Raw genomic sequence first — 21,893 nt, 5'->3', positions numbered from 1 at the left:
TCATGAAGGTGCATCCCCACCATATGCTGCTCGATGGCACGTTCCCCAAAATCGGAGACCTCACGATCTCCAGCAAATACGTGAATGGATTGGCGTAGGCGATCCATTGTCGGGCCGGAGGGAGCTGGTTGATTTGCCAGAATACCGGGGTGACGAGCATGGCGGCCGGGATGAATGTGGAGACGATCACAGGAATGTCGCGGAATCGCGCTCCTGAGGTTGCCAGGAGCAATGTCATCCAAGACAGATTCAGAACGACAACGACGAATGCAGGAACAACGAGCATTATTCCCCACCCGATCCGAATGTTTGCGATCACCAGAACGGCGACTATCACTGTCGTATTGTGAGCCAGAATGATTACGTTCAGCCAGATGACGCGAAGGATGTGGACCGGAAGTGCGACGGGAGTTTGCTTGATCGTCGTTCCAGCTCCCACGAAGGCGCTCGTACCCTCGATCAGGACGCTGGATATGAATCCCCAAACAACCAGGCCTACTGCCGCTGAAGGCATGAAGGTGCTTATGCCCTGTCCGAACAAGCCCGAATAGAGCACCGTCATGCAGCCGATAAAGAACGCGCTTGCGATCGTAATCCAAAACGGCCCGATCACCGAACGACGATAGCGTTGCTTGACGTCATGCCAACCCAGAAACAGCCATAGATCGGCCCGCTTCATTGCCTGGAAAATGTCGATCAATGAAGCTCTGAGCATCTGCGGTAAAGGGACAGGAGTTATGGTGTTGGTCGCAATTCGATCGGGCTCGTGCGCGAGACAGGGGCCAATATGGATAATTCTCAGAATTCAGGTTCATCGAAATATTCCCGAGCACCCGCATGTGGCCTTTGCCATGTTCTCGGTTCGATCGCCCCCTGTGAATGCCCAGGTTTCCATCGTGCGAGCGGCTCGATGGGGTTGACTGCCACCCCGCGAAGCGTTGTAAATCGAATCTGTGCGGGCGTAGTTCAGAGGTAGAACGTCAGCTTCCCAAGCTGAATGTCGTGGGTTCGATTCCCATCGCCCGCTCCATTAGTCTCGTCGAGAGACCACTTCGCCCGTCAAAATCGCGCTTGCCGTATCCTCGAGGATATGGGGGCTCGAGTGCAATCCCTGGTGGTGCTCTTGGACGGTAGGCAACCAAGATGCATCGATAATCTATCGATACTCGACACCATTCGAAGCGTTCCTGCTCAACCAACATCGAGGCCTTGCTGAAATACGCGATGCGCCGCAAACCGGTGGCGAGCGCCAAGCGACGGGGCTCGCCATCGTGACCGCCAGAACGCTATGTCGCTGATAGTGCCTGCTCGCGGGGCCATTCGGGAAGCGGCGCAATCGCGTAGCAACCTTTCCCCTTCGCCTTTGCTTCGTACAGCGCTCGATCAGCGGCTTCGAGCAGCGTTTGTGCCGTCGCTCCGTGGTCTGGCATGTAGGCGATGCCGATGCTCACACCGACCCATGCCACGATGTCCTCGGATAGGTTGTAGGGTGCCGCGATCGCTTCGATGAGCCGATCGGCCGTTTCGAGCATGTCTCGGTTGTCCGTGTCCGGACCGAGAAAGACGAACTCGTCGCCGCCGATGCGGGCGGCGATTTCTTGAGCGCCGATGAAGCCCTGGATGCGGCCAGCGACGGAGACCAGCAGTCGGTCGCCGATGGTATGGCCGTAGCGATCGTTGACAGCTTTGAATCCGTCCAGGTCGAGATAGAGGAGCGCCCACCTGACCTGAGGTTGGTTTGCGGCGATGCCGCGCGCGTCGATGACGCTGATGAGGCCGGCGCGATTGAAAAGTCCGGTCAGCTCGTCGTGGCGGGCGCGGCGGTCGTTTTCCCGCTCTGCGCGCATCGTATCGACCAACATGCCCTTGAGCCGGTACGACGCTGTGCTCATGCTGATGAGATAGAATGGAATCTGAATCAGGATGACCAACAGGATGGGTTCGGACGACAACGCGGCGCCGATGCAACACGGCCCAAGGCTGAGGACGATCATCACCGAGGCCAAACGCGGCGCGGCGAAATTTCGGAAGCAGATGCCGCCGACCATCGCGCCCGCCGATAGACAGGCGAGCGTCGCGGAGACCCAGTCTCCGCTCATCATGCTGATAAGGGCGCCGTAACCGACACTGGACGCCCAGAGAACCGCGAGGACGATGTAGAGATCAGTCGGCGTCGGACGGCCCTGGCTGGCGGAACGTCGCGCGACGATCAGAACGGCGAGCCTCGTCACGCAAAGAATGATTTCGAGCGCGAGCCATAAGAGGAAGGGCGGAGCCGGTATCCGCGCTGCGATTACCGTCGAAACCAGGATCGTGTTGACGACGCCGCCCGCGAAAATCGGCAGCGTTCCGAAAAGGCTCTCGACCAGAGCGACGCGAATATCACGTGGAACATCGGGCCCGGCATCGACGAGCCAGCGTGTCAGGCGCCACTTCGGGAGGCTATATTGGCGAACGTTGTTTCGCATGATTGGCCCTGCCGAGGTCGCCGGCCTACGACCTGCAAATGCGCATGAGCGCACCCTGAAAGGTTGAGCATTCCGTTGCGGAAGGAAAAGCACGAGGAAGCTTCGAAATCAACCTGGGCTAAGCTTATTTAGGCGCGGCGCTCGTCATGCCTCGACGGCTCGGAAATGGTCGATCCGCTCCCACCCGTGAAACACTGTCATCGTGTCGCGCCTGGCAATGCCGATCAGCGTCATATCGTGAAGGCGGGCGCGTTCGAGCGCGAACGACGTCGGAGCCGAGATCGCAATCAATGTGCGGCCGCCGAACGCTGCAACCTTTTCCACCAGCTCGAACGAGCAGCGGCTGGTGACAATGACGAAGCCGCGATCCGGGTCGGTGCCGCCGAGCAGGAGGCAGCCAATCAACTTATCCAGCGCGTTGTGGCGTCCGACGTCCTCGCGCACGGCGACGAGATTGCCGTCGAGATCGGCCCAAGCCGCGCCGTGAACCGCCCGCGTCTCGCGATTGAGGGGTTGCGCATCGTCGAGCGCCTTGAGGGCGCGACCGATCACTTCCGCCGACAATCGTGGCGCCGTTCCTGAGCCGAGTTGGGCGCGGGGCAGCGCAGCGAGATCGTCGATGCCGCAAATGCCGCATCCCGTGCGCCCGGTAAGAGCGCGCCTGCGGGCGAGATGGGAATGGAGACGCTCGGACACGAGATCGATCTCGAGCCTGATCCCGCTCTCTTCCTCTGCGATACGCACCGACCGGATATCGCTGAGGTCCTTGATGATTCCCTCCGTCAGGCTGAACCCGTATGCGAAATCCTCCAGGTCCATGGGGGTCGTCATCATCACCGCGAACGGGATGTTCGCGTAGACCAGGCTGATGGGCGTCTCTGTCGGGACAGCGCGGATTTCCGTCGTCGCATCCACGTCTGCGAATGGTACGATGAGTGTTGCAACGTCGGTCGCGGCAGGCAATCGAACATCCTCCGGCTCGGAGGCCGCTGCTCAGCTTCTCGCAGCGGCGGCGGGCTGTTCGAGCTTACACACCGCAGCCCATCATTCAACGGCCTGAATGTGTGCCCTCAGATGCTGACTTCGCTCGCCGTGATCGAATAGCGAACCGTTTCCGGCGAAAGGCAGTCGAGTCGCCCGGCCGAGGTTTCGACCTGCGGGTACATCAGGAAGCCGACGGCTGGTCCTTTCGAACCCGGAAGAGCCACGTCGTGAGCCGTGTTGTAGGCAAGCCAATTGCCCTCCCAGGCGCCGAACAGCATCTTCCTCGCTGCGGCGACCTTGGCATCGCCGAGAGCAAGTCCTTCGGGTGTCTCCTCGAGCATCACCTTCCGGACATCGGCCGGATCCATCGCGACCCAGCCGTAGTCCGACAAATAGACTTCCGCGCGGCAATGCTGCGACTTGGTCACGTTGGTGGTGTTGGCGCCCAGACTCTTGTAGCCGAGCTTCGAAGGCGCCACGCGGACGCCGTAGATGTCGCGCGCCGGGATGCCGGCTGCGCGCACCAGAGCCACGAAGAGACCGTTTAGATCAGCGCACTTGCCGCCGAAATCGTTCAACTTGACCATGGCCGCCACGTCACCCTCGCCACAGCCCCGTGTGGCGGCGCGTCGGAAGGTGTTTTCGACCATCCATTCGTAAATCGCGCGAACCTTTGCAATTTCGCCATCGGAGCCGGCCACGATCTTGTCGGAGAGGGCCTTCACGGCGCCATCCGTGGGAATGAGGGCGGTCGGCGCGAGGTAGAGCTGTTGGTCCGCCGGCGTGAGAGCTGGTGCGTGGCCGCTGGCTGTCGGCTCGAAGGTGCGGTCGCGGGTGGAAAAGAATGTCGTCACCTCCACTGACGGCGCAATAGCTCCCGCCTTCCAGCTCAAATGAAGGAGTTTCGAGCCATAGCGCGGATCCTCGACAATGGTCGCGGAAGCCGCGTTGGTCGTCCAGGTGTTGTTCTCCGGTCGTGTCCAGGCGTCGGAATGAAAGCTCGCCAACGGGATCCAAGCCTGCGCAGGACCGTCCGGCGACGCGACATCGAGTTTCGTCACCACGGCGAACCGCCGCCAGGCGCTCGCCGTATTCGCCTGCGCGAACGCGCTGCGCGGAATGGCATAGGCGGCGGAAAGGGCGACGCCGGTCGCCAGTATCTCACGGCGGGTCTTCATGGAAGCGCTCCTGATCGGTGAGCAGCCTGGGCGGGAGGCGTTTGTCGGAAACGCTCGCAGCCCAAGGCTCGCTGGATGACGGATGGAATGAGGAGGCAAGATTCAAAAGGCCGCGAGCGGCAGCTCTGGGCCTGCAATGCGATCGACGCGGAAAGACCCCGGCACGCGGGAGCTGTTCTGGCGGGCACAAACRTATTCTGCGCGCTCGACGGCCATCGTCAATCCCCGTCTGCGCGGGAATTGGACCCCGAAATGAGGCGCCAATGTCATTTGACACTGGAATTTCTCAAATCTAACCTAAATTCAGGTCAAGAACGCTGCGCACAGCGATCCAACCAAAGGGAGGGTTGCCATGAATATGGAACTCTCACGACGCGGCTTCCTAACGGCGGCCGGCGTGGGTGTTGCGGGGACCACTCTTGGAGCCTTCGGCTTCGGAGAACAGGAGGCGGCTCACGCGGCCGCGATTAGACCCTTCAAACTCACGAACACGATGGAGACGCGCAATACCTGCCCGTATTGCTCCGTCGCCTGCGGCGTCATCCTCTATTCCAAGGGCGATATCCGAAAAGGCGAAACGGCCGACATCGTCCATATCGAGGGCGACGCCGACCATCCGACCAATCGCGGTACCCTGTGCCCGAAGGGCGCGGCGCTGAAGGACTTCGTCAAGTCCGAGACGCGCATCAAGTACCCGATGGTCCGCAAACCCGGATCGAACGCCTTCGAGCGGACGTCCTGGGACCAGGCTCTCGATCGGATCGCCCGGCTACTCAAGGACGACAGGGACGCCRACTTCATCGCGATCAACAGGGCGGGCGTTCCCGTCAACCGTTGGACGACGGTGGGATTTCTCGCGGCGTCCGCCACGACGAACGAAACGGCCTACCTGACGTACAAGGTGGTCCGGTGCACAGGGATCGTCGCGTTCGACAATCAGGCGCGCGTTTGACACGGCCCTACGGTGTCCAGTTTGGGCCCAACATTTGGCCGTGGCGCAATGACCAACTCGTGGACCGATATTCGGAACACGGACCTCGTCATCATCATGGGCGGCAATGCCGCCGAGGCGCATCCATGCGGATTTAAGTGGGTCACGGAAGCGAAAGCGAACCGCGGCGCGAAGTTGATCGTGGTCGATCCGCGCTTCACGCGCTCCGCATCAGTCTCGGATTTCTACGCGCCCATCCGGCAGGGAACGGATATCGCGTTTCTGCTCGGCGTCATCAATTACTGCATCCAGAACGACAAGGTGCAGTGGGACTACGTCAAGGCGTTCACGAACGCCACGTACCTCGTGAACGAGGGCTTCGTCTATAAGGACGGCCTCTTCACAGGCTATGACGAAAGCAAGCGGGATTACGATCGCTCGACGTGGGAGTACCAAATCGGCGCGGACGGGTTCGTCATGCTCGACGACACCCTGCAGAACCCGCGATGCGTCTGGAACATGCTGAAGGCTCATGTGGCCGCATACACGCCCGAGCTGGTGGAACGGATTTGCGGCACTCCAAAGGACAAGTTCCTGAAGGTGGCCCAGATGATTTCCGAATGTTCGACGCCGACGAAGACCATGACGTCGATGTACGCTCTCGGCTGGACACAGCATTCCAAAGGCTCCCAGAACATCCGCACGATGGCGATGTTGCAGCTCATTCTCGGCAATATCGGCGTGCGTGGCGGTGGCATGAATGCCCTGCGTGGGCACTCGAACATCCAAGGGCTGACGGATGTCGGCCTGATGTCCAATCTTCTGCCCGGCTATCTCAACATTCCGGTCGAGAAGGAGACTGACTTCAACACCTACATGTCGAGCCGGACTTTCAAACCCCTGCGTCCCAACCAGACGAGCTACTGGCAGAACTACAAGAAGTTCTTCGTGAGCTTCCAGAAAGCCATGTGGGGCGACGCGGCGACGCCACAAAACGAGTTCGCCTATCACTATCTGCCGAAGCTCGACGTGCCTGCCTACGACGTGCTGCGCATCTTCGAGATGATGCACGATGGCGCGGTGAACGGCTATTTCTGCCAGGGCTTCAATCCGCTCCTCGCATTCCCGAACCGGAAGAAGATTACGGAATCCCTGGCCAAGCTCAAATGGCTGGTCACCATGGACCCGCTCGATACCGAAACCTCGCGGTTCTGGGAAAACCACGGAGAGTTCAACGACGTCGATACTGCCGCGATTCAAACTGAAGTGATCCAGCTTCCGACGACCTGCTTCGCGGAAGAGGATGGTTCGCTCACCAATTCCGGGCGCTGGCTGCAATGGCACTGGACGGGCGGTTCACCTCCGGGCGAGGCCAAGCACGACAACTGGATCATGGCGCAGATYTATCGGCGCCTACGCGCGCTCTATGAGAAGGAGGGCGGTGCCTATCCTGATCCCATCCTCAACCTCACCTGGAACTACAAGAACCCCGACGAACCGACCGCTGAAGAACTGGCGAAGGAGATCAACGGGTACGCGGTCGACACATTGCGCGATCCTGCCGATCCCACCAAGGTGGTGCTGGAAAAGGGCAAGCAGGTCGTCAACTTCTCGGTGCTGCGCGACGACGGCTCGACGGCTTGCGGGTGCTGGATCTATTCCGGTTGCTTCAATGAGCAGGGCAACAACATGGCCCGCCGCGACAATTCCGACCCCGACGATACGGGCGCCTATCTCAACTGGACCTTCGCCTGGCCGCTCAATCGACGCACGCTGTACAATCGCGCATCCGCCGATCTGAAAGGTAAGCCCTGGGATCCGACCCGCAAGATCATCGAGTGGGACGGGGAAAAATGGTCCGGATACGACGTTCCGGATATCGCTCTGAACGCCAAGCCTGACGTGGTCGGTCCGTTCATCATGAACCAGGAAGGCACCGCACGTCTGTTCGCGCGCGGCCTGATGCGTGACGGACCGTTCCCGGTTCACTACGAACCGTTCGAAGCGCCGATCGCGAACGTCATCGCGCCGAAGATCCGTGGCAACCCCGTGGCACGCATCTTCCAGAACGACGTCGCGCAGTTCGCGACTTCGGAAGAGTTCCCGTATGCGGCGACGTCCTACCGCCTCACCGAGCACTTTCACTACTGGACTAAGCACAACAGAGTGAATGCCGTTCTCCAGCCCGAATTCTTCGTGGAGATTTCCGAGCAGCTCGCCGCGGAGAAAGGCATTGCCAACGGCTCCTGGGTGCGGGTGTGGTCGAAGCGCGGCTCGGTGAAAGCCAAGGCCGTCGTGACCAAGCGCATCAAGCCGCTCATCTGTGACGGCAAGACGGTGCACGTCGTCGGCATTCCGCTGCATTGGGGATTTATGGGGGCGGCGCGAAAGGGCTTCGGTCCGAACTCCCTGACGCCCTATGTCGGCGACGCGAATATCGAGACGCCTGAGTACAAGGCGTTCCTCGTCAACATCGAGCCCTCGACCGGGCCGGCGACATCCTGAGGAGACGAGCGATGGATCCGAGCCCGCATACAGCGCAGAGCAACCCACCGGTCCAAAGCGTACCTCCGCAATTTTCGGAGAAGGATCTGGTCCGTCGTTCCGCCTCCAGCGTTCCGGCGCCGGCACGGCAGCTCGAGCCGGTGGCGAAACTGATCGACGTGTCGAARTGCATCGGCTGCAAAGCCTGCCAATCGGCGTGTATCGAGTGGAACGACACCAATCCGGCGATCGAGACGAATGTCGGCGTTTACGAAAATCCGCATGACCTGACGCCCGACATGTTCACGCTGATGCGTTTCACGGAGTGGGATAATCCGCAGACGGGGAATCTCGAATGGCTCATCCGCAAGGACGGCTGCATGCATTGCGCCGATCCGGGTTGCCTGAAAGCCTGTCCGGCTCCCGGCGCCATCGTGCAATATTCCAACGGCATCGTGGATTTCATCCATGAAAATTGCATTGGCTGTGGCTATTGCATCAAGGGATGCCCGTTCAACATCCCGCGGATCTCGAAGGTCGATCACACGGCTTACAAATGCACTCTTTGCTCGGATCGCGTCGCGGTGGGCCAGGGTCCTGCCTGCGCGAAGGCATGTCCCACGCACGCGATTTCCTTCGGCACCAAAGAGGATATGAAGAAACTCGCCGACAGCCGCATCACCGATCTGAAATCACGCGGGTACGACAAGGCCGGGCTCTATGACCCGCCGGGTGTCGGTGGAACCCACGTGATGTATGTCCTGCATCACAACGACCAGCCGGAGATCTATTCGAATCTTCCAAGGGATCCACGGATCAGCCCCGTCGTCCAGGCGTGGAAAGGCGTCGCGAAGTATGTCGGCTTTGCCGCCATGGGCCTTGCCGCCGCTGCCGGACTTCTCCATTCGACAATCGTCGGTCCCAACCGGGTGACGCGTGATGACGAAGAAAACGCCGAGAAGCTGGTGAAGGACAAAGCGTAATGGAGACCGAGAAAGTCGAACCCGGCGACGCGATTCACCCCGGCGACCCAGTTACGGTCGACCGCTACCGCACGGTCGCTCGGATCAATCACTGGATCACAGCGACCTGCCTCATTCTTCTCGCGATCTCCGGTCTTGCGCTCTTTCACCCCTCGCTCTTCTTCATGACGGGGTTGTTCGGTGGGGGGCAAAACACCCGCGCTCTCCATCCCTGGATCGGCGTTTTTCTGTTCTTCAGCTTCGCCGGCCTATTCTTTCAATTCTGGCGCGCCAATCTGCCCAACCGGACCGATGCGGTGTGGTTGTCGAAGGCTGGCGATCTTCTCTCCGGTCATGAAGAGCGGCTGCCAGAAGTCGGCAAATACAATGCTGGCCAGAAATTCATCTTCTGGGGCATGACGACGCTCATCATCGTGCTGATTGCAAGCGGTATCCTGATCTGGGATCAGTATTTTTCCGATCTCACCACCATCCCGCAGAAGCGCGTCGCCGTACTGGTCCATTCGCTGGCGGCCGTCGTGATCATCTGCATCTGGATCATTCACGTCTACGCAGCCATCTGGGTCCGCGGGACGATGCGTGCCATGACGCGGGGATCGGTGACCGGCGGCTGGGCATGGCGTCATCACCGGCGCTGGCTCCGCGACCTTGCGAGCGGGCGCAAAGTCAAAACATAGGACGGTCCGGGCGCCGGCGAACCGGCGCCCGCGTAGGCAGTCAGGCGGCCTTTACGCCCGACAGGAACGTCGTCACTTCGTCGCCGAGGCTGTTGGAGTGACGTGCCAGTTCCTGGGCTGCACCAAGGACCTGAGCTGCGGCAGCCCCTGTTTCGCCAGCGCCCTGTCGAACGTCACCGATGTTCCCGGTCACCTGCTCCGTTCCGCGCGCCGCCTCTTGAACGTTTCGTGCGATCTCGGCCGTGGCCGCGCCCTGCTCTTCCATGGCGGCTGCGATGCCGACCGAAATCTGCGACATCTCGGTGATCGTCGTGGCAATCTGCTGGATCGCGCCGACGGCGTGCTCGGTCGCCTGCTGCACGGCGCCGATCTGGTGGGAGATCTCTTCCGTGGCCTTTGATGTCTGGTTGGCCAGTTCCTTCACCTCTGACGCGACGACGGCAAAGCCCTTTCCGGCCTCCCCGGCGCGCGCCGCCTCGATCGTGGCGTTGAGCGCGAGGAGGTTGGTTTGCCCGGCGATGTTGTTGATCAGCGAGATGACGTCGCCAATTTTCGCCGCCGAGGAGGCGAGAGTCTGAACCGTCTCATTGGTGCGTCTGGCGTCGACCACCGCTCGCTCGGCGATCTGTGAGGATTGCGACACCTGCGAGGCGATCTCGCGGATGGAGATCGACAGTTCCTCGGTCGCCGCCGCGACGGTTTGAACGTTGGCGGAGGTCTGCTCGGCGGCCGTCGCCACATTCACCGAGCGGTTGTTTGTCTCGTCGGCGACCTGGGACATGGATTGCGCGGTCGCCTCTAGTTCGGTCGCCGATGACGACAGGCCCTGGGTGAGAGCGGAGACGTTGGCTTCGAAATGCTTGGTGAGGTCATCGAGCACCTGCGCCCGGCGGAACTTGGCGTCTGCCTCGGCCGTAGCCACTCTATCCGCTTCCCGCTTCGCGATGAGCGCGTCCTTGAAGACCTGGACGACACGCGCCATCACGCCAATCTCGTCGCTCCGCGTGGTTCCCTCGACGGTAACGGTGAGATCGCCATCCGCAAGTCCGCGCATGTTTGCGACGAGTTTCTGGATCGGTCTGGAAATGCTGCGCCCCAAGCCGAAAGCCACGCCGACGAGGACAATCGCGGCGGCTGCCACGATCATCAGAAAGAGATTGCGGTATTGCGCGGTCATGGCTTCCAGATCATCGACGTAGACACCGGTGCTGATCACCCACTTCCACGGCTCGTAGGAAACCGCATAGCTGCGTTTGGGCGATGGCTCGCTCTGGTTGGGTCTTGGCCACAGATACGACACGAAGCCGCCGCCGCCCTTGCCGGCGCCGACCTGCTCACGCACCAGATAAGTCCCGTTGACATCCTTCATGTCCGATTGGTCGGCGCCTTCCAGCGATTTGACGAACGGATGCATCAGAATGAAGTTGTGATAGTTGAAGACGATGAAGTACTCGGAGCCGTTGTAGCGCACCGCGCGAAGCGTATCCAAGGCGCGCCGCTTGGCTTCGACCTCGGTCATTTCGCCCCGGGTCACCCGTCCATCCAAGTCGGCGACGATGCTGACGACGCTCTGCGTCAAGCTCTTGAGTTCCGCGTCCTTGCGCTCCGCCAGAACGTTGGAGATGGTGGCGGAGCCGTAGACCGCCAGTGCGGCGAGGGCAAAAATTCCTGCCGCCATTCCGGCATAGAACTGGCCGGCGATCTTGAGCGATGGTCTTCTGAACCGTGTGTGCTGGGTAGCCATGAGTCGAGGGCCTCTGTCTGACGAACTGGACAGACTAGACAGACAAAAGACTAAGGATGTCTTAGCCATAACGCGGAATTTTCACCGTCGGGTGCCCCGGTCTCAAGGACCGGCGCGCGGAGGATTGCGAAGGGGACCTCGTCAACACGCGCGGGCGAGCTATATTGCGAGTGGCCGATCAATATCCGTCGCCACGTGGCCCGTGCGGTTCGTGAGGTTCCATGTCGAGTCCGAGTTCGATCCAGCCCGATCCGACCATTATCGGCCGTGTGCCCTCGCCGCCGTTCGCAAGGTTACCGGCCCCGCTCGAACTCTTCGAGCGGCGAGCACAGCGACTTCGCGCTTTGGCCGATGTCAGCGACCTTGCCCCCTATCTCCGTTTTGTCGCCGGCCTTGCTGACATCCAGCATCGCATTCAGGAGTCGCTCCCCGAGCCGGATCTGCCGTCCGCGGACGCCGTCGCGCGGGCACGGGAATTCGGCATGCCGCCGCTCGACCGCAACGCGGTGATGATCGATACCGTGATGGCTGAAACGCTCGATCGGATGTTCGATGGGGCGGCGAGGCTGGACAAGCCGTCGCAAGCGGAAGCCGCCTTGTCGCGCATCAAGACCGCTGCATCGGACGGCGTGGCCGCAATGGTGCGAAATGTCTTGTCGGACGCAATCCCCGCCGATGCCATTGCCGAGCATGCGTTTATCGCGGCCGCACTTCAGGTGCATTTCGCCCGGCTCGCATCACGGCTTGACGCCGACAGGCTCGTGCGCGTCAGCGACGGAGTCTGCCCGAGTTGCGGTAGCCCTCCGGTGGCCTCCCTGGTTGTCGGTTGGATGGGAGCGGAAGGCGCGCGCTATTGTGCGTGCGCACTCTGCGCGACCTTCTGGAACGTGGTGCGGATCAAGTGCGTCCTGTGTAGCTCCACCCAGGGCATCGGCTATCAGGAGATCGAAGGCGGGCCCGGCACGATCAAGGCTGAATGTTGCGATGCCTGCCGCGGCTACGTCAAAGTGCTCTACCAACAGAAGGACGTCTCCCTCGAGCCCGTTGCCGATGACATCGCAAGCCTGGGCTTCGACCTCCTGCTGCGCGAGGGGGAATATCGGCGCGGCGCATTCAATCCCTTCCTGTTGGGGCTCTAGATCATGAACGGTACGGCGCGCACGGCGCTTCGAAACCTTCCTTCCGTTGATCAGGTCCTGCGCCATCCTTACGTTGTTGAACTCGTCGCGATCCACGGACGCCAAGCGGCGACCGTCGCGGTTCGCGACGCGCTCTCCCGGGCGCGAGACGCGCTGCAATCGACAGGCGCGATGCCGCCCGAGATCGGACAAATCGCGATCGCCACGAGCGAAGCACTCAATGCGCGCTCACGCTCCGCGCTCAGACCGGTCTTCAACCTGACAGGAACCGTTCTGCATACCAATCTCGGTCGAGCCGTTCTCGCGGAAGAGGCCATCGAGGCGGCCGTCGCGGCGATGCGGAATGCAGTGGCCTTGGAGTTCGACCTCGAGAGCGGAAAGCGAGGCGAGCGGGACGATCATGTTCGCGCGTTGATTTGCGAACTGACCGGGGCCGAGGATGCGACACTCGTCAACAACAATGCGGCTGCGGTTCTCCTCGTCATCAATACGCTCGCGCATGGCAAGGACGCCATCGTTTCGCGAGGCGAACTGATCGAAATCGGCGGCGCCTTTCGCATGCCCGACATCATGGCGCGCGCCGGGGCGCGTCTCATCGAGGTGGGCACGACCAATCGCACGCACGCCAAAGATTACAGTGCGGCGCTTTCGGTCGAGACGGGACTCGTGCTCAAGGTTCACACCTCCAACTATCGCATCGAAGGATTCACCGCGGAGGTTCCAGCGTCGGAACTCGCAGCGATCGCGCGGGAAAGGGGCGTTCCCCTCGTCAACGATCTGGGGTCCGGCACCCTCGTCGACTTGTCCCGCTACGGCTTGGTCAAGGAACCGACTGTGCGCGAAGCGGTCGCAGAAGGCGCAGATCTCGTCACTTTTTCTGGAGACAAACTGCTCGGTGGACCGCAGGCCGGCTTCATCGTGGGTCGTAAGGATCTGATCGCCGCGATCAACCGCAATCCGATGAAACGGGCCTTGCGTGTCGACAAGGTGAGGCTTGCCATCTGTGAGGCGACGCTCAAACTCTACCGTGATCCGGATACGTTGGCGGAGCGCCTGCCGACTCTGCGCTGCCTGACGCGATCGGTGGATGAGATAGCGGCGCAAGCTGCGCGGCTTGCGCCGCTCGTCGCGCGAGCTGTCGGCATCCGTGCATCAGTCGAAATCGTGTCGTGTCGTAGCCAGATCGGGTCGGGCGCCCTGCCGCTCGAAACCCTTCCGAGTGCCGGCCTGGCTCTTACGCCATTTGGCGGGGGCGGGGCACTCGCCGATCTCGCGGCAGCGCTTCGGGGCCTCCCGTGCCCGGTGATAGGCCATGTGGAACAGGGCGCGCTGATCCTCGATCTGCGTTGCATGACGGACGAAGCGGCTTTCGGCGTGAACCTGCAATCGCTCTCGTTCGAGCCGCCGTCATGATCATCGGCACGGCGGGACATATCGATCACGGCAAAACATCGCTCGTCAAGGCGATGACAGGGATCGACGCGGACCGCCTGAAGGAAGAGAAGGCGCGCGGAATTACCATCGATCTCGGATTTGCCTATTGGCCCCAGGCCAGCGGCGATGTGATCGGTTTCGTCGATGTTCCTGGTCATGAGCGCTTCGTGCATACGATGCTCGCGGGCGCGAGCGGAATAGATTTCGCTCTGCTTGTTGTCGCCGCCGACGACGGCGTGAAACCGCAGACGCGGGAACACCTCGCGATCATGGACCTGCTCGGCGTCGCGCGCGGGATCGTGGCGCTCACCAAGGTCGATCGTGCGACGCAGGATAGGCGCGAAGAGGTCGTCGCTCAGATCCGTACCGTCGTTCGCGGCACCGGGTTGGCCGTGGCTGAGATCATCCCCGTGTCGATCGTTTCCGGCGAAGGGATCGGCGTCCTGAAGGAGCGCCTCCGCGACGCCGCCACCGCACTGAACGTGCGCAGATCCGACGGATTGTTTCGCCTCGCGGTCGATCGAAGTTTTACATTGGTCGGCGCGGGGACCATCGTCACCGGAACCGTATTGTCGGGCCGCGTCTCGGTCGGCGATCATGTCGTGCTGAGCCCGTCAGGCCTTTGGGCCCGTGTCCGTTCGATCCATGCGCAAAATCGACCTGCGGAGCAGGGCCGTGCGGGCGAGCGGTGTGCGTTGAACCTCAGCGGAGAAGGGATCTCCAAGGAGGCCATTGCGCGCGGCGACATGGTGCTCGATCCCCAATTGCACGCGCCGACCGATCGGATCGACGCCACCTTGCGAGTGCTGGCGACCGAGACGAAACCGCTTGGGCAATGGTTTCCCGCCCGCCTGCACCATGCGGCGACGGAGGTCGGCGCCCGCGTTGTTCTTCTCGATGATGAACCGATCCATCCAGGCGGCGAAGCGACGGTGCAGCTCGTTCTGGAGGCTCCCATCGCGGCGGCTGCCGGAGACGCGTTCGTCCTGCGGGATACGTCGGGACAGCGGACGATCGGCGGAGGACGTTTCATCGATCTGCGCGGGCCGCTCCGCCATCGTCGCAGTGCCGACCGGCAGGCGCAGCTTTCGGCTCTCGCGCATGATGATCCGTCCGACGCCATGCGTGCGCTTGCTTCCGCGCCACCGCAATTTTTCGATCTGCAACGTTTTGCGCGCGATCGGGCGATGTCCGAACCGTCCGCGTCTACGCTCGCTGCCGATCTCGGACTCATGTGCGTCGACGGCGCGTCGGGGATCGTCTTGAGTGCCGCAACTTGGAAGGGCTTTGTCGAAGGATTGCTGGCGAGCCTTGCGACCTTTCACGCCGAGCATCCCGATCTGCAGGGGATGGGGTTGGAACGACTGCGCTTGCAGGCAAGCCCACGGTTTCCCGCTCATGTTTTTCGGTCTGCGCTCGCCATCCTGGTGCGCGAGAAAAAACTCGTCATCGACGGTTCGTGGGTCCGGTTGCCGGAACACGAGGTTCGGCTCAGTGAGGAGGAAGAGCATCTATGGCAAGCGGTCGCGCCCCTGCTCGCGGGCGCCGAGCGCTTTCGGCCGCCGCGCGTGCGCGACATCGCGGCGTCGCTCGGTCGCTCCGAACCCGACGTCAGGGCGCTCTGCAAAGTGGTCGGGCGTCTGGGGCGCGCCGATGAAGTGGCTCACGATCACTTCTTCCTTCGGGACACCGTTGGTGAGATGGTCGTGATCATCCGTGACCTGACCGCGAACGTGCCGAATGGTCAGTTTACGGCAGCCCAATTTCGAGACCGGGTCGACAATGGCCGCAAGGTCGCCATTCAGATTCTCGAATTTTTCGACCGCCACGGCGTGACCTTGCGTCGGGGTGATCTTCGTCGCATCAACAATCACAGGATCGATCTTTTTCGCCGCAACGCGAGTGATGACGGCGACGACGGTCAGGGAGGAGAAGCGTCCCCGGTGGGGCGTCCGGACTTCAAATCCGGGTGGGGCCGCGAGCCGGTCTCGGGTGGGTTCGACTCCCACTCTCTTCCGCCAATATCAGCAGGCCCTCATCGTTAGCAGCTTGGATTGGGAGCTGGGCTCGACTTCAATGGGTCGAGACCGGTCGCCGTCGCAGGGTGGTCGTAGGTCTTCGATGCTGGATTGGGGCCTTTCTGGGTGGTGCCGATAAACGATCMGCCCGTGCCGCCTGTCCAACCGGTCGAGCCTGCCGTTCCTGGCGAAGTCCCCGACGCGGTGTGGCCCGCGTCCGGCTGTGTGGCGCTGGTCGTCGCCGGAGCGTTGCCGCAATTGCTCTTTGGCGCAGTCGGTTGAGTTTGGGACATGGCTGGCGCCGATAGGGCGACGAGGATCGTCAGGAGGGTTGGAAGCGCGACGCGCATGACTAGGTTCCTTTCGCTCCGATGCCGGAAGCAACGTTTCGACGAGGCCGGGGTTCCGAACGCTCCACCTTATCCAAACTGTTTCCACCTCGGCGGATCACGCCGTACCGATCCTCACCTGAGGCGCGCCTTCTTCGACTGCTCCAACGATCCGCGCAGCGAGATAACCATCTCGATGAATGGATTGCAGGATTTCCTCCGTCCGATCGGGCGCACAAGCGATAAGGAGCCCCCCGGACGTCTGAGGATCGGTCAGCAGGTGCTTCTTCCAATCGTCCAGGGTATCAGGCAAGCGGATACCCTCGGCGTAGCTGTCCCAGTTGCGGTGGGACGCGCCGGTGACAAAGCCTTTCTGCACCAGAGCTTGAGCGTCGCTCAGGAAGGGCAATGCGTCGAAGGCGATGCGCAAGGTCAGGCCGGAGCCCCGAGCCATTTCCAGACCGTGGCCGAGAATGCCAAAACCCGTCACGTCGGTGATCGCGTGTACGTCGGGATTGCGCGCAAGCTTGGCGCCGACCTTGTTCAGTAAGGTCACCGACGCGATCATTTCCCCATAGGCGTCGGCCGATAGAGCGTCCTTCTTGAAGGCGGCAGAGTAGATGCCGACACCGAGCGCCTTCGTCAGGATGAGGGCATCGCCAGCTTTGGCTCCGTTGTTACGTCGAATTTCGCTCGGATGTGCGATGCCGACGACAGCTAATCCGTAGACTGGCTCGGGACAATCGATGGAATGGCCTCCTGCGACGGGGATCCCCGCTTCGGCGCAGATCGAGGCCCCCCCTTTCAAAATCTCACGCACCATTTCAGGAGCGATTTTGCCGATAGGCATGCCGAGAATAGCGAGCGCCATGATCGGTCGGCCACCCATTGCGTAGACGTCCGAGATCGCGTTGGTGGCTGCGATGCGGCCGAAATCACGCGGATCGTCCACCATGGGCATGAAGAAATCGGTTGTCGCAATGATGCAGGTGTCCTCGTCGAGCTGCCAGACAGCGGCATCGTCGGACGTCTCGGTACCGACGAGGAGCTGCTCGTAGGGGGCCGCGACCGGATGTTCGGACAGGAGTTGCTGCAGGACTGAGGGAGCGAGTTTGCAACCGCAGCCCCCTCCGTGAGCAAGGTGAGTGAGCCGGAACCGTTGCGTATCCATCAACTTCCTCCACGCGCGTCCGCAATATTCGCAAAGGCGGCTCGCGGAGGCAACGCGACACCGCGAAACTCGCCTTTTGCAGATGGGTTGATATAGTGAAGCCGGAAAGGTTCTCCATGAGTACGACGACCCATACGACGCCGCATTCCCAAGAACGTACGCGCGAGCGTCGGGTCACCAAGGCCCTCGTCGCCGGAGCAGTCGTTTGCGTCGTCGCGGCGGGGCTCCTGATGTGGTGGCGTCAGGGCGGTGCGATCTTCAACGACATGGTGCTGTCGGCGCTGGCTTGGTGCTTCTGAAGTCGAGCACTTCGCGACGTCCTCGCGTGACCGTGGCTGGTCTTTTTCCAACCGAATGGAGAAATGGCCACGTCCAAGAGACTGAGCCACGCCGCGAGGCTTATCAGCGCATAATAGATCGGAAGGACGAGGATCCACGGCAGGAGCGTCCAGAGCCGCCGGCGGGCAATCCCGACGATGGCCGGAAGCGCCATCGCGAAGAGACCGAACAGGAAGAGTGTCACGCTCGCGCTCCGCACGATCATCCAGCCATGGTCGTGATCGACCGACGCGCTTCGTAGCGCGAAAACGACGACAAGGCCCATGAACAGGGGATAGGCGAGAGCGCTGACGACCGTACCTGCAGACACGATGACGGCGCCGGCGAAACGCCACGTTCCCAACTCGCGAAAGCCTCGCCAGGGCTGCCGTGCATGACATCGGCAGGTTTGGAGGTAACCCTTCATCCAGCGTCTGCGCTGGCCTATCCAGCGAGCGAACGTCGTCGGAGCCTCCTCGTAGGTCGACGACGGAAGATCGCCGACCCCGAACCCAAAGCGGGCGAGCCGGATACCGAGATCCGCATCTTCAGTCACGTTCCACGCGTCCCAGCCGCCGAGTGCGCGAAGGGCCTCGGTCCGAAAATGATTGGATGTTCCTCCGAGAGGAATGGGGCAGCCAATTTGCGCAAATCCCGGATTCACGACGTCGAAAAGCGTCGCGTACTCGATCGTGAACAGGCGGGTGAGCCACGTATCGCGGGTGTTGTCGATGGTAAGCCGTGCCTGCAGGCACACTATTTCTGGCGGTGCTTCGGAAAAGGCGGCTGCCGCGAGGCGGAGTTGATCGCGATCCGGAATGTCCTCTGCGTCGTACAGGACCGTCAAGGCGCCGCGCGCGAGCGGAAGCGCGATATTGAGGGCGCGAGGCTTCGTCCTTGGCTGGCCCGGCGGGGCGATCAAGACTTCCATGAAGCCTGGAAGGGATAGGCTCGTCAGAGCTCCGATGGTCTCGGGATCGTCGGCCTCGAGCACCAGCTTGATATCCAGCTTTTCCGGCGGGTAGTCGATGTGGGCGAGGGCCGAGACGAGACGATGGGCGACGCGTTTTTCCCGATAGAGGGCTGCGACGATCGTGTAGATCGGGAGGTCCCTGTCGACGAGGAAGGCCGAGGGGCGGCCATCGAGCGGCGCTGGCAGAAGAGCCGCTGCGAGGCGGAGCAGAACGAGGCCGGCAAAGAGCGGACTCACGAGCACAGAGATTATGAAAAGGGTCCACATCGGCGCGGTTACGGCGGAAAAGGAGACGCCGAAGCTGATTGCTGCGAGACCGATGACGTGGCTTGTCGAAAGCGCATTGCCGAAGTTCGATAGATCAGGTCGTGAATCCGGCAGCGCATAAGCCGCGGAATCGGCGATCGCGGTTCGGCAATGCCGGAAAACCGCCGCCATCAGACGGGAAGGCGTCGTCAACACGACGCCGTCGAGACGCCTTCTGTCACGCAGCAACCGGCTGATCTGTAACCCGGATGGTGCCATGACGAGTCCCTCGGAGGGTAAGGGCGCGATACCCGCCAGGATGCTTGCCGGAAAGTTGACTGAGCGACCGAGCTTGGGACGCGCCATGAACGGAACGGCCAGCTCGCGCGCGAGAGAGCGGTAGAATGTGTCTTCCGAGACGTACCCGCGCGAGATGAGGACGCGGTCGGCGGTCGTTCCCATCAAAGTCGCGATGAGCCCGGCATCATGAAGGATGTTCGAAGGAAGTCCGTCATGGACGAGAAACCCGACTTCGATCGGGAGGGGTGCGGCTCGATTGCCGGAGGGGAACGGCATTCCGTCGGCTTGACCGTGCCTTATATCCAAGGATAGCTCCCGGAACCGGGTGTACACCGCACCATGAGGACAGCGATTGATCCTATTGAACGTTATTACATTCGTCGCGCGGTTCGGTCGGCAGATCAAGGGGGGCATGTTCTGCGCCGCCCTGGTCCTTTTCGCTCTTCCGACTTGGGCGCAGGCGCCGGCCGCTGGAGTCGCAATTCCGAGCTTTTGGGATGCTCGGGCTCCGCTGGAACGGCCCGATCTGACAGGCTTCCGTACGGTCCGCTTCCTGATTGACGATGACTTCCCACCGCTCGGGTTTACCGGGCTCGACGGCAATCCGACCGGCTTTTCAGTCGAACTGGCTCGGCTGGTCTGTGAAAAGCTCAGCCTGACTTGCACCGTTCAGGCGCGACGCTTCGATATGTTGCTCGACGCGTTGTCGGACAAGCAGGGTGACGTGGTCGCGGCCGCGATTCCGACGACGGCCAACCTTCGCGAGCGGTTCGCCGTGACACGGCCCTATTTCAAACTTCCCGCTCGCTTCGCGGTCAGGCTCGACCAGAAGGGCGCCGATGCGGATACGGTCGCGTTCGCGGGGAAAGCCGTCGGCGTCGTGTCCGGCACCGCCCATGAGGCGTTCGCCCAGAGCTTTCTCAAGAGCGCGACTCTCAAGCCATATGGCGATCTGGCGGCAGCGGAGGCCGCGCTGAAGGTGGGCGACGTAGACCTTCTCTTTGCCGACGGACTCAATCTCGCCCTTTGGCTGGGCGGCGTGGAATCTGCTGGCTGCTGTGGTTTTACGGGTGGTCCCTACCTGGAGAGTCGGTTTTTCGGGGAGGGGATCGGATTTCTTGTCCGCAAGGATGATGAGGTCCTGCGGCGGGCACTCGACTACGCTCTGCATGCGCTCTGGAAAGAGGGGCGATATGCCGAGCTCTACCTGCGCTTCTTCCCTGTCAGCCCGTTCTAGACCACGAGAGCATAGGGGCAATCCGTTTAGTCGCATTGACCCTGGCCGGCTCGCTTCCTAGAGCGTGTCAGCAATGTGTCATGCGGTTTTGCGTCCGATCACGCCGAACTGTTTTCACTTCCGCAGATCATGCACTAGTGTGCCGCCCTTACTTCCAATCGTTCCGGTATCATGTCCAAGACCCTGACCCTCGATCCAGCTCTCGTCGAAGCCGCTCAAACCGCCACCGCCTGGCCGTTTGAGGAGGCGCGCAAACTCGCGGAGCGATTGAAGAAAACGGGGAAAAAGGAGGCCTTGTTCGAGACCGGTTATGGCCCATCGGGTCTGCCCCATATCGGTACGTTCGGAGAGGTGGCGCGCACCAGCATGGTCCGCCACGCCTTTCGGGTGCTCACCAACGATACGATCCCGACCCGCCTGATCGCCTTCTCGGACGACATGGACGGCCTGCGCAAGGTGCCGGACAACGTGCCGAACAAGGACGTGTTGCTGGCAGCCTTGGGGAAGCCACTGACGCAGGTCCCCGATCCATTCGGCACCCATGAAAGCTTCGCCCATCACAACAACGCGCGCCTGCGCGAATTTCTCGACGCTTTCGGGTTCGACTACGAGTTCCTTTCGGCGACCGAGTGCTACAAGGCCGGCCGTTTCGACAAGACGTTGCTGACCGTCCTCGAACGCTACGACGCCGTGATGGCGATCATGCTGCCCTCGCTTCGCCAGGAGCGCCAGCAGAGCTATTCTCCGTTCCTGCCCGTGCATCCGAAGACCGGTAGTGTCATGCAGGTGCCGCTCGATGAACGCCATGTCGAGGCCGGCACGATCGTCTGGCGCGATCCGGACACCGGCGAGCGCTTCGAGACGCCCGTTACCGGCGGCCACGCCAAGCTGCAGTGGAAGCCCGATTGGGCCATGCGGTGGGTCGCGCTCGGCGTCGACTATGAAATGGCGGGCAAGGATCTGATCGATTCCGTCAAGCTCTCGGGCGAGATTGCCAAAGCGCTGGGAGGATTGCCGCCCGAAGGATTCAATTACGAGCTGTTCCTGGACGAGAAGGGGCAGAAGATCTCGAAGTCGAAGGGCAACGGCCTTACCATCGACGAGTGGTTGACGTATGGGACGCCAGATAGTCTGGCGCTGTTCATGTACAACAAGCCGCGAGAGGCGAAGCGGCTGTTCTTCGACGTCATTCCGCGTCACGTAGACGATTATCTGACTTTCGTCGAAAAGTTTCCGGGGCAGGATGTCAAAGCGCAGTTGATCAACCCGGTCTGGCATT

Annotated in this window: 16 protein-coding genes, 2 tRNA genes and 1 pseudogene; 11 read left to right on the top strand and 8 right to left on the bottom strand. The window is 61.6% G+C overall.

Translation table 11 applies throughout. The features are described from left to right. The coding region (locus AC1DT3_RS02295; protein ID WP_477463615.1) for an ABC transporter permease at positions 1–700 on the bottom strand (700 nt) is incomplete at its 3' end. Positions 701–955: 255 nt separating this feature from the next. Between AC1DT3_RS02295 and AC1DT3_RS02290 the strand changes: the two genes are divergently transcribed. Next, a tRNA-Gly gene (locus AC1DT3_RS02290) sits at positions 956–1,030 on the top strand. Between the two features lie 256 nt (positions 1,031–1,286). On the opposite strand, the gene AC1DT3_RS02285 is transcribed toward AC1DT3_RS02290, so the two are convergent. The 3 genes from AC1DT3_RS02285 to AC1DT3_RS02275 all read right to left on the bottom strand — a co-directional run bounded on the left by AC1DT3_RS02285 (position 1,287) and on the right by AC1DT3_RS02275 (position 4,630). Then, positions 1,287–2,468 carry a GGDEF domain-containing protein gene (locus AC1DT3_RS02285; protein ID WP_477463614.1) on the bottom strand — a complete coding sequence of 394 codons (1,182 nt, stop codon included), beginning with the start codon at positions 2,466–2,468 and terminating at the stop codon, positions 1,287–1,289. 144 nt (positions 2,469–2,612) lie between these two features. Next, the gene (gene fdhD / locus AC1DT3_RS02280) at positions 2,613–3,431 is read right to left on the bottom strand and encodes a formate dehydrogenase accessory sulfurtransferase FdhD (RefSeq protein ID WP_477463613.1); all 819 of its coding nucleotides are present in this window, start codon (positions 3,429–3,431) and stop codon (positions 2,613–2,615) included. A gap of 107 nt (positions 3,432–3,538) precedes the next feature. Further along, on the bottom strand, positions 3,539–4,630 hold the full coding sequence (locus AC1DT3_RS02275) for a transglutaminase-like domain-containing protein (protein ID WP_477463612.1): 1,092 nt from the start codon (positions 4,628–4,630) through the stop codon (positions 3,539–3,541). A 352-nt stretch (positions 4,631–4,982) separates the two neighbouring features. Between AC1DT3_RS02275 and fdnG the strand changes: the two genes are divergently transcribed. From fdnG to AC1DT3_RS02260, 3 genes are read left to right on the top strand one after another with little or no spacing between them, the layout of a single operon-like run. Next, positions 4,983–8,066 (top strand): formate dehydrogenase-N subunit alpha, encoded by a 3,084-nt coding sequence (gene fdnG / locus AC1DT3_RS02270; protein WP_477463611.1) that lies wholly within the window; start codon positions 4,983–4,985, stop codon positions 8,064–8,066. Between the two features lie 11 nt (positions 8,067–8,077). Beyond that, positions 8,078–9,028: a formate dehydrogenase subunit beta gene (fdxH, locus tag AC1DT3_RS02265; protein ID WP_477463610.1), complete on the top strand. Its 951-nt coding sequence runs from the start codon at positions 8,078–8,080 to the stop codon at positions 9,026–9,028. Then, positions 9,028–9,705, top strand: coding sequence for a formate dehydrogenase subunit gamma (locus AC1DT3_RS02260; RefSeq protein WP_477463609.1), 678 nt, complete (start codon positions 9,028–9,030; stop codon positions 9,703–9,705). The genes fdxH and AC1DT3_RS02260 overlap by 1 nt, the downstream gene beginning before the upstream one ends. Before the next feature lie 40 nt (positions 9,706–9,745). Here AC1DT3_RS02260 and AC1DT3_RS02255 read toward each other — a convergent pair whose 3' ends face one another. Continuing rightward, entirely contained in the window at positions 9,746–11,449 is a 1,704-nt protein-coding gene (locus AC1DT3_RS02255) for a methyl-accepting chemotaxis protein (RefSeq protein ID WP_477463608.1), read from the bottom strand. Positions 11,450–11,670: 221 nt separating this feature from the next. Between AC1DT3_RS02255 and fdhE the strand changes: the two genes are divergently transcribed. The 4 genes and pseudogenes from fdhE to AC1DT3_RS02235 all read left to right on the top strand — a co-directional run bounded on the left by fdhE (position 11,671) and on the right by AC1DT3_RS02235 (position 16,043). Further along, complete coding sequence (fdhE, locus tag AC1DT3_RS02250; RefSeq protein ID WP_477463606.1) at positions 11,671–12,588, top strand: formate dehydrogenase accessory protein FdhE; 918 nt, start codon at positions 11,671–11,673, stop codon at positions 12,586–12,588. 3 nt (positions 12,589–12,591) lie between these two features. After that, positions 12,592–14,001 carry an L-seryl-tRNA(Sec) selenium transferase gene (selA, locus tag AC1DT3_RS02245; protein ID WP_477463605.1) on the top strand — a complete coding sequence of 470 codons (1,410 nt, stop codon included), beginning with the start codon at positions 12,592–12,594 and terminating at the stop codon, positions 13,999–14,001. Then, positions 13,998–15,827: pseudogene (selB, locus tag AC1DT3_RS02240) on the top strand (selenocysteine-specific translation elongation factor); the annotation flags it as partial. The gene selA and the pseudogene selB, both read left to right, overlap by 4 nt. Before the next feature lie 120 nt (positions 15,828–15,947). After that, positions 15,948–16,043: transfer RNA gene (locus AC1DT3_RS02235), tRNA-Sec, on the top strand. Between the two features lie 20 nt (positions 16,044–16,063). On the opposite strand, the gene AC1DT3_RS02230 is transcribed toward AC1DT3_RS02235, so the two are convergent. Next, complete coding sequence (locus AC1DT3_RS02230) at positions 16,064–16,390, bottom strand: hypothetical protein (protein WP_477463604.1); 327 nt, start codon at positions 16,388–16,390, stop codon at positions 16,064–16,066. 97 nt (positions 16,391–16,487) lie between these two features. Further along, the gene (gene selD, locus AC1DT3_RS02225) at positions 16,488–17,540 is read right to left on the bottom strand and encodes a selenide, water dikinase SelD (protein WP_477463603.1); all 1,053 of its coding nucleotides are present in this window, start codon (positions 17,538–17,540) and stop codon (positions 16,488–16,490) included. Between the two features lie 116 nt (positions 17,541–17,656). Between selD and AC1DT3_RS02220 the strand changes: the two genes are divergently transcribed. Next, positions 17,657–17,839, top strand: a complete 183-nt coding sequence (locus AC1DT3_RS02220) for a hypothetical protein (RefSeq protein ID WP_477463602.1) — start codon at positions 17,657–17,659, stop codon at positions 17,837–17,839. Here AC1DT3_RS02220 and AC1DT3_RS02215 read toward each other — a convergent pair. Then, a complete protein-coding gene (locus AC1DT3_RS02215; protein ID WP_477463601.1) occupies positions 17,782–19,683 on the bottom strand; it encodes a glycosyltransferase family 2 protein in 1,902 nt (633 codons plus the stop codon). The genes AC1DT3_RS02220 and AC1DT3_RS02215 overlap by 58 nt on opposite strands. A gap of 106 nt (positions 19,684–19,789) precedes the next feature. Here AC1DT3_RS02215 and AC1DT3_RS02210 point away from each other — a divergent pair, with 106 nt between their 5' ends. Together AC1DT3_RS02210 and AC1DT3_RS02205 are read left to right on the top strand one after the other, a co-directional pair. Beyond that, entirely contained in the window at positions 19,790–20,614 is an 825-nt protein-coding gene (locus AC1DT3_RS02210) for a transporter substrate-binding domain-containing protein (protein ID WP_477463616.1), read from the top strand. 171 nt (positions 20,615–20,785) lie between these two features. Then, the coding region (locus AC1DT3_RS02205) for a lysine--tRNA ligase (RefSeq protein ID WP_477463600.1) at positions 20,786–21,893 on the top strand (1,108 nt) is incomplete at its 3' end.

It is taken from the genome of Microvirga sp. P4_G7 (assembly GCF_056401005.1).
The sequence above is the reverse complement of the archived record's forward strand: the minus strand, read 5'-3'. Positions and strand labels throughout refer to the sequence as shown.